Below are 9,098 nucleotides of genomic sequence, written 5' to 3' on the forward strand. Positions count from 1 at the left end.
ATTTATTATTCGATAATTAGCAAGGACATATCAATATGACTTCGGAGCCAAATCTGTTAAATCGGATTACCATTACTATTGAGGCTAATAATCAACAGGTAGCTAAAAAAGTATTGCATGGCTCCCTGCTTAATCAAGCCAATATAAACAACTTATTCAATACATTCTTTACTCAACATCCTATTAATCAAGATATCTATTTAGAAACATTAACCTTGGATCTTGGTGAAATAAATTTTCACGATTTCAATTCATTGTTTCCCGCTCGCCTCAAGGTTGCATTAATTAAAGTACTAAGCCAATATCAGACAAATAATAAGGAAGAAATTCGCCTGAATGCACCAATGCCAAATAAAATTACCCATAATTCTTCTTTATCTGGCGCTAATAATTTCATTGATGTAGAGAGTTTCATTCACTTCTTATATCAAAAAGAGGCCCAATTAAATCCAGCGGAGGCAATAGAAAATCATAAAAACAGTGATATCAAGATTAAGCAATTAATAAATCAATTAACACGGATAGAAAACAAATCAGCGTTATTATTAGCAAAAAGCTGTTTATCTGAACATAGCCTGCAACGGCTTTTAGCTATCAGACAACCCGCTTTATTGAACGCCATCAACCGCAGATTATCCGAAAGAATAAACAAACCACAACATCAGGAGAGGCTTGCCTCCTCCGGGCAAGTAATACTCAATGCACTGGAATATATACAGCGGCATAATGCACAGGAAATAGTTAAACCCGATGCGAAAGTCATCTCGCGTATTACCACTGAGCTCAATAACGGTACACTTAATGCTACGCCTGTTATTACATTATTTCGCCAGGCTATGACCGACAATATCCCATTAAATAGTTGGCTAAAACAACTCTGGCAAACAGCTGCTGTTTCACGGCTTTGCAAAAAGCACCTGTCGGTTGAAGAACACCAGTATCTATTGGAATGCTTTATGCCAAACCACACGGATAAAAATAGATCTGAGATAAACCCCTTCATGAATGGCGCTAACTCTTCAAACATTCAGCAATATCAACATCCGACAAATCAAAAAGTCACCGACGAAGACCCGCAAGCATTATCAATACCAGATAACCCATCGGTTATCAGAGGAAATAACCACAACCCACTTCAAACCATCAACGAATCACACGCTGAGCAGGATTTATTACCTGAACACCCTCTTCCACGCCCAGTAAATAATGCCGGGATATTAATTCTGTGGCCGATGCTACCCACGCTGTTTAATCAATTTGGCCTGCTTGAAGCACAGAAATTTATCCATCGTCAGGCTCAGTTCAATGCTATTAATTTACTTGACTACCTGATTTGGGGCACCGAAGAGAGACCAGCAGAAAGAAAAGTACTAAATTACCTTCTGTGTGGATTAATGGCCGATAAAGATATTAAATCAATCCCTATCGAGCCGGAAAAACAATTGCTAGCAGATCAATGGCTGGATGCCGTTATCCGCCAACTTCCCGGCTGGAAAAAATTAAGCCGTAATGATGTCCGCCAACTGTTTTTACAACGACCGGGTGAATTACTGGCAGACGAGCAAGCAATCAAAATCACCATCCAGCATCAGCCGTTTGATGTGCTATTGGCTGATTGGCCGTGGCCATTAAATATCGCCAAACTTCCCTGGTTGGATCGCCCTTTACGCATTGACTGGCAAAATACTTAGAAGGTTTATATGGATTACTCACTGACAATTAACCACGATATAGCGACAAAATCACACTGGATTTATCCCCATTTGGAACGTATCGATCTGCGGTTACAACATTACTATTACCAAAAGTGCGACAAATACGATTCCTTACCGGAAAGCTTTTTACTCGCCGAAGATGAATTAGAACAACGTCTGACAAAACCACAAGGCATTCCCCATTGGCTAATTAAAACGGAAGCTATTATTAGCTACCCAGAAACAGCGCAAAACCCTGCCATTGATCCATTGTCACTATTAGTTGAGCGTTTTGAACTGACTGAATTTGAACGGGATGCCTTGCTATTGGGTTTATTACCCCATTTCGACAGCCGTTATCATGCACTATTTGCTGCTCTCAATGGTAACAGTAAAAAACAGTGGCCAAGTTTTGCTTTAGCGATTGAACTATTCAGCCAACGCCAAAGTGACCGGCAATTAGTGCAAAACAGCTTTTTACCGCAAACACCGTTAATCAGTAACCAACTATTACGAATCAATCACCACGAAGAACCTATCTGGCTACAAACGCAATTTTTAACTCACAGCGCTGTCTGGCATTTTCTATCCGGACAACAGGTTATTTTACCGCCTCTGACAACCTGTGTTTATTGGTGTACTCCAGACTCAGAGAGTTGGTACCCACAAACCCTTTATCATTCACTTGAAAAAATATTACTAAATAAAACAGACGATATTCACCCACTGGTTATACTCAGAGGAAAACAGGACAGCGCCAGAGAAATAGCGGTCAGTCATATTATGGAATCACATAATATTAATACTTTAACTCTCGATTTAGCTCTCCTGCCTGACGAAGAGAGCCAAACCACAATATCTAACTTACTGACAGCCGTAGTACGGGAAGCCCGACTACACAATGCTTGCTTATTAATCCGTCACTTTTCTTTACTCACAGATGAAAAGAAAATATCGCATAGCGAATTATCCACTTTATTGAATCAACCAAGATTAAAAACCATTTGTCTGGTAGAGCCGGGAGAGGCGTTAGTCTGGATTAAACATCTGCCAATGGTGCAAATTGATATGCCGGCCCTCACACTGGCAGATAAAAAATCGATGCTGGAAACAAACTTGCCGGATAATATCATCGAGGAAATGAGCATCACTCAATTGTGTCAGCGTTTTTCATTTACAGCGGAAACATTACCACTGATTATTGAAGAAGCATACCAATATCAAATACTACGGAAACCAGAAGGCCAATTAGCAGAAACCGATCTGCATAAGGCATTAAGTTTTCGCGCTCAACAAAATTTCGGCAAATTAGCCCAGAGAATAACCGCTAAACGCAACTTTAATGATTTAGTCATTTCAGATGCATTAACTCAACAATTACAAGAAATTATCGCGGCTATTCATTACCGTGATCAGATTCTGTCCACCGGATTTCGGGAAAAAATAGGCTACGGCACCGGCATTAGCGCGCTATTTTACGGCGAATCCGGGACCGGCAAAACCATGGCCGCAGAAGTGATTGCCGGGCATCTTGGTGTTGATTTAATTAAAGTGGATCTCTCTACCGTGGTGAATAAATACATCGGTGAAACGGAAAAAAATATCTCCCGGATTTTCGACCTAGCCGAAGCGGATTCCGGCGTACTGTTTTTCGATGAAGCCGATGCCTTATTTGGCAAACGCAGTGAAACCAAAGACGCCCAAGACAGACACGCCAATATTGAAGTTTCTTACTTATTACAGCGGCTGGAAAATTATCCCGGGTTGGTGATTTTAGCTACCAACAATCGCAGTCATTTGGACAGTGCATTTAACCGTCGTTTCACCTTTATTACTCGTTTCACTTATCCTGATGAAACGTTACGTAAAAAGATGTGGCAAGTCATTTGGCCTGAACAGCTTAAACTATCCGATGAACTTGATTTTGAACATCTGGCTAAACGAGCTGACTTGACCGGCGCTAACATTAGAAATATTGCTTTACTAGCATCAATGTTAGCGAAACATGATCACAGTGAACAAATCGAAAATAAACATATAGATCGTGCAGTTACACTTGAATTAAATAAAACAGGCCGACTGGTTTTTTAATAAATTAATAAGATTGGAGTCAACATGACAAGTATCATTGCTTCCGACAATGCTATTATTGAAGTTAATACCGCATTAAATAATATTTTATCCCAGTATTTAAATACCAATGGGAATAAGATTGATATACGTTTTGATCTACCCGAAATTAATTCCACTCAATCAGAACCGACAGTAAGTGTATTTCTTTATGATATCAATGAAGATCTACAATTACGCTCTGCTGAACCAAGACGTTATAACCCGATGACCAGCACATTATTGCCGGGATGGGTAAATATCAATTGTCTCTATTTAATGACTTACTGGGATGCCAGTAAACCATCAAGCGACAGTTCCAGCCCGAATAGTCAGCCCAATAATCAAGCAGCACAAGTGATGACACAGGTTTTAAATGCATTAATTAATAATCGCCAATTAACCGGCATTCCCGGCGCCTACACCCGGATTATTCCACAACAGGAAAACTTAAACAGCCTGGGTAACTTTTGGCAAGCTCTTGGTAATCGCCCGCGTCTCTCTTTAATGTATTCCATTACCGTACCAATGAAACTGCAAAATATTGAAGACAGTGTAATACCCATCAGCAAAGTCTCCGCTTCTGTGGATCAAATACCTCACCTTGACAACTCGCAAATAAATCAAGTTCTGAAAGATAAATTGTGTGCCGATTTAGATGGCGCAGGAGATGTTCAGTTCGGGAAGTAATTTCTTATCAGCATTATCTCGATATAAAACATCACAAGAATCGCCAATATAAAACAGTATGTGATTAAATAATTAACTTAAGAGGACTTATTCATGTTCAAACGTGCTAATTCTCAGACAACGTCCAGACGACGTTCTAAAAATACCGCCAAAATATCGCCATTATCAGACTTTTCTGATGGAAATGAGCCGCTGCCCCTCCAGCCAGTGAAAAAAGACCATGAAAGCAAGCAAACTAAAGGATTAAAACAATTTCTCGCGGATAGAGAGCTTAACAAAGGGCATATTTCCCCGCTGAAAAATAGGGGGCTATTGGTAGGCAGCGAGGAGGCACCAATTACCCTACCGGTCATCGCTCATCGCTATGACAGTCACCATCAGCTTGCACAGCCGATGCCGCTGAAAGATAGCCACGCCAATCATAAAAATCCTTTCCATGGCGTTATTGCCGGATTTAGCGGCGACCAAGTCACCTCTTCCGAATCAGGTTCGGCAACAATCGGCGTACATTGGGGAGAAAATACCCTGGATCCCAATATCATCGGTATAAATGTGGTTAATGGCGCATCGGGAACCGTGGGGATAAAAATTGCTTTGGAGGATATACGACCTGAATGTCCGGTCATTATCACGTCCGGCGCATTGAGCGGCTGTACCATGATGTATGCGGTGAAAGATAACAATTTCTTTGCCTATCATACAGGGCAGAAACCGGGTGATGATGAATGGAAAACAGGACGGCAGGGGGTTGTCACGACCAATCAGAGCCATCAAGCCCTTTTACCGGATAGCGAGCCGGTTACGGTTGGTGAACACAATAATGATTTAGTGAATATTTTCGCCAAGTATGATCAAAGTGTCATTACCTATATGGGAAAACCGGGCGTTGTGATTGATAACACAGCAGAAAATGTCAGCGTTTTTAATTATGACGAAATCAAGCCTGAAAAACTGGCTATCAGAGCAGGTTACAGCTACGCGCTGCTAGCCAGGGATGATAAAGGCAAGGTGAACATCAAGGTATTATCGGAGGATGCTATTGTTTCGCCTGGCAAAAAAGGCAATACCATTAAGGTTATCAATTCACTTAAAAAACGGTTGTTATAATCTGCCTGAAATAATGATGCTGGGAAAATTTCACCCGCCAATAATATCTTAATTTATAGACTTACCTTGGATAAATAAAAAGGTGGTAATATGCCAAACAAAAAACACAGTGAAAATGCCAAACATTCAGAGAATAGCGTTAAAAGATCATCAATACAGACTGAACATGATGAGAATAATATAGGTAGCACATCGTTAGGTATGGGATTGGACTTAAATCACATGAGGGGAAATAGTGCTGTTAGTTCAGACCAAATTAATGAATATACATTTTGGAAAGAGAATATTTCCGAATATTACAAATGGATGGTTGTGGTTAAAGGTCACTTAAAACAATTAGATTGGACCTTAAAATCAATGGACTCCCATGAATCTGCTGTCAGTAATACGGCTAAAAATATAGGGACGACTGCATTACAAACCCTATTAAATACGGGAGGCAGCATAGCCGGCGGCGCTATTGGCGGAGCCATAGGAAGTGCTATAGCACCGGGTATTGGTACTCTGGCGGGCATGGGTATTGGCGCATTAGCCGGAACAGGATTAAATTATCTTAATGACACAGCGATTGAAAAATTAAATGAGAAATTGGAAATCGCACACCCTTACCCTAAAACAAGAAACATGATATTTGATATCAATCATTACGATAAAAACCCTATCTTAAAAGCAATAAAGAAAAAGATCGGTAATAAAGACAATCTAAAAGTGACGACTGGCGGTTTAATAACGTCACAAATTGTCAGTAGAATATCACCGGCAAAAATTCCTGCCTATAAACTTGCTGAACTGGCCATATCGCATCATAAAGCATTAGCAGGATTGAGTGATGATAAAGCCAGACATATATTAGATTTCACCAATAGTATCCGTGAGGTTCTCAATGAAAGCCATTCTGATGCCGTCACATTTATGCGTAAAAACTATGGAAATGATGGAATGAGCCTTTCAGGGTTTTCCTCTAAAATAAAGGGAGAGAAATTAACCTTAGATACATTAGCAAGGGCAAGAAATAAAATAGAAATCAGAATTAATAGCATTAATAAACAAGTATCAAAACTTTCATCAGAGAATAGAGAAAGTTAATTATGCAAGGATAATTAAAACCGTTTAAAATACAAAAACAGCGCCATTTAACCACAATCACTTCACCCTACCAAATCAGGGAAAATATCTGGGAAGTAGCAATGCCGCCCCTATTTTCCCATTCCAAATAATAATTTATTTTTTAAATACATCTATTTTGTTATTTTTCTGATTAATCAGATTATTATTGTGACAAAATATTTATTAAAAAATAAGACATGTCTGAAAATATCTCTCAATTAAAATATCCATTTTGTGATTCACTCATTAAATACAGACAGTTAAATGAAAAAATAAAAACATACAGCATTGTGCTATAGGGTAAGACTATTGAATTAAATATAGGCTATTAATATAATTATTTACTCACAAATATCATTCTTACTCAAAACAAATAGGTGATAATATGGAAAACGAATCTAACAAAGGTGAAAAACAAAAAGAAAGCTCATCACAAACTGATAATTTGGATCCGACTAACCGTACATTGACAATAAGTGAACGTATAAGGGCATTGAATGCAAAAGGATTATCCGACACCCCAAAAACCTCTTCCCAATTTGCGATGCCCTCTTCATCAAGCAGCTCTTCTATAAATATTAATAAACCAAAGCCAAAACCAAAGCCAGAATTTTTACAGGGAAAAAAACTTCCCGTTATTACAACTGCGGAAAGTTCAATATCAGCCGCTAATCAATCAACATCTTCCACTATAGATTCAGAAACATTATTAACATCAAGCTTTAATGACATAACATCTTCAACTTTATCTGTCGGCAAACATGAAGTAGAATTGACAGCTCAAAAAGACGTCATTGTTTTTAGAGCAGATAATCGGGATCCTGAAAAAATCGTAGCAGCAGGTGGATTTTATCCATGGTCAAAAAAGCATGTTACCGAGGTTAAGAATGCATTGACGGATGCATTTATTAGTGATGGACCATCAGCGCATATGGCAGGACATGTCAGGAGTCCAAATCAGAACTATGTATCCACAGGAATAAATACAGATTGTGGTGGATATGGGGGACACGCTGCCTACCTGTACAAGATGGAAATTCCTGAACTAAAACCGCAGGAGATGAGTAGAGAAACTATTGGTCAAGAAATCAGGCAAGATAAAAGAGGAATTAATTATCCCGCATTTTTGATGAGCCATCAGACTCTTCAACAATCAGAATTCGTCGCAATGATGCCCACACGTACAGAAGAGCTGACATTTATTACCCCGATTCCCCTGAATTATATCACTTCATACAAAAAGAAAGGCACAAACACCTGGCATAAAATGCCTGGTCCAAAGGAATAAAAGAGATTAACCAATCTTTATATGTTGTATTTCGTATCATATTTTTTTCGTATCAATAATACCCAACCAATGGGTAGCCAATAACAATACAATATCAAGCCAGACCAAATAATTTTTGCGCCACCTGTGGCGCACTTTTATTTATTTCCTCCTCTCCATTATTAAAATCACTTGCAGAAATATTGAAAATATATTGATCTACGCCAACATAAACTAAATGTTACATTCCGATTAATTTTATTTTCAATAAACATTGGCATTATTGTTTCTAAAGAAAATTATGATAAGTCAACTGGGATTAAAAATTATTTTTATACTAAAATAATAGAAATCACTCACCTAACAAATAATTAAATATGGTAGATTCACATAATAAGTGCAACATCGTTAATCTGGAAGTAAACATGTTCGTATTCCTTTAAATAATCCATTCTCCTGTTAAATATTAAATCATCGTAATGATGATTTAATATTTAACAAGTTCAACCATTATAGAGGACTTGTAAATGTTCAAAAATTATATTTATAAAAAAATACGCAAATCTTGCGAAAACAAAAATTCAGATGAAACATTATTAGATGCATTACATCTAGATATTCCTGATTCCAAAGCAGTCACGTCTGCTTATAAGAGAAAACACCGAAGCTATCTGATTTTAGTGCAAAGACGTAATTAATCCTCAACTCTTCAAGACAATTTGGTCAGCAAAAATCTGCAACAAAACAACGTAATTTCGCTGCTCATGCAGGATATGTTAATGATAGTGATTATAATGATGAATTTGTCAATTTTAAGGATAATGATAGAAATTTAGCTGAAGGAAAACTACTGATTTAAGTAAATGTTTTGCATTAGCTGATGAGCGTAACAAATAAGCGGTTTCTTCAAGACTTGCATATTCTGCACTCCCCCCGGTCACAGAGTTACCTATGCTCCCGGGGATTCACTCCCTTGCCGTCACGATGCATCTGAAATCCATAGGGTATATAACTAACCTGAGGTTTGCTTAAGAAGGGAACTAAGTGCCTGAGGCACGATCAAAGTTTTTGTCAAAGAAAACAAAATCGTGGAGATCCTCAGGCATGTTTAATTTAGAAGAACT

Annotated in this window: 5 protein-coding genes and 1 pseudogene; all 6 read left to right on the forward strand. The window is 38.3% G+C overall.

Going from position 1 to position 9,098, the window contains the following annotated elements:
* The first annotated feature begins 35 nt into the window (after positions 1–35).
* Positions 36–1,691 carry a contractile injection system tape measure protein gene (locus tag ABR397_RS09955; RefSeq protein ID WP_350305614.1) on the forward strand — a complete coding sequence of 552 codons (1,656 nt, stop codon included), beginning with the start codon at positions 36–38 and terminating at the stop codon, positions 1,689–1,691.
* Between the two features lie 9 nt (positions 1,692–1,700).
* Positions 1,701–3,785, forward strand: a complete 2,085-nt coding sequence (locus tag ABR397_RS09960) for an ATP-binding protein (RefSeq protein WP_350305615.1) — start codon at positions 1,701–1,703, stop codon at positions 3,783–3,785.
* A gap of 24 nt (positions 3,786–3,809) precedes the next feature.
* Positions 3,810–4,481 (forward strand): annotated as a pseudogene (locus ABR397_RS09965) (DUF4255 domain-containing protein); the annotation flags it as partial.
* Between the two features lie 105 nt (positions 4,482–4,586).
* Entirely contained in the window at positions 4,587–5,600 is a 1,014-nt protein-coding gene (locus tag ABR397_RS09970; protein WP_350305616.1) for a cytotoxic necrotizing factor Rho-activating domain-containing protein, read from the forward strand.
* 90 nt (positions 5,601–5,690) lie between these two features.
* The gene (locus ABR397_RS09975) at positions 5,691–6,686 is read left to right on the forward strand and encodes a hypothetical protein (RefSeq protein WP_350305617.1); all 996 of its coding nucleotides are present in this window, start codon (positions 5,691–5,693) and stop codon (positions 6,684–6,686) included.
* 406 nt (positions 6,687–7,092) lie between these two features.
* Positions 7,093–7,995, forward strand: a complete 903-nt coding sequence (locus ABR397_RS09980; RefSeq protein ID WP_350305618.1) for a hypothetical protein — start codon at positions 7,093–7,095, stop codon at positions 7,993–7,995.
* Positions 7,996–9,098 lie beyond the last annotated feature (1,103 nt).

This window comes from Photorhabdus viridis (assembly GCF_040256935.1).
Lineage (GTDB): Bacteria > Pseudomonadota > Gammaproteobacteria > Enterobacterales > Enterobacteriaceae > Photorhabdus > Photorhabdus viridis.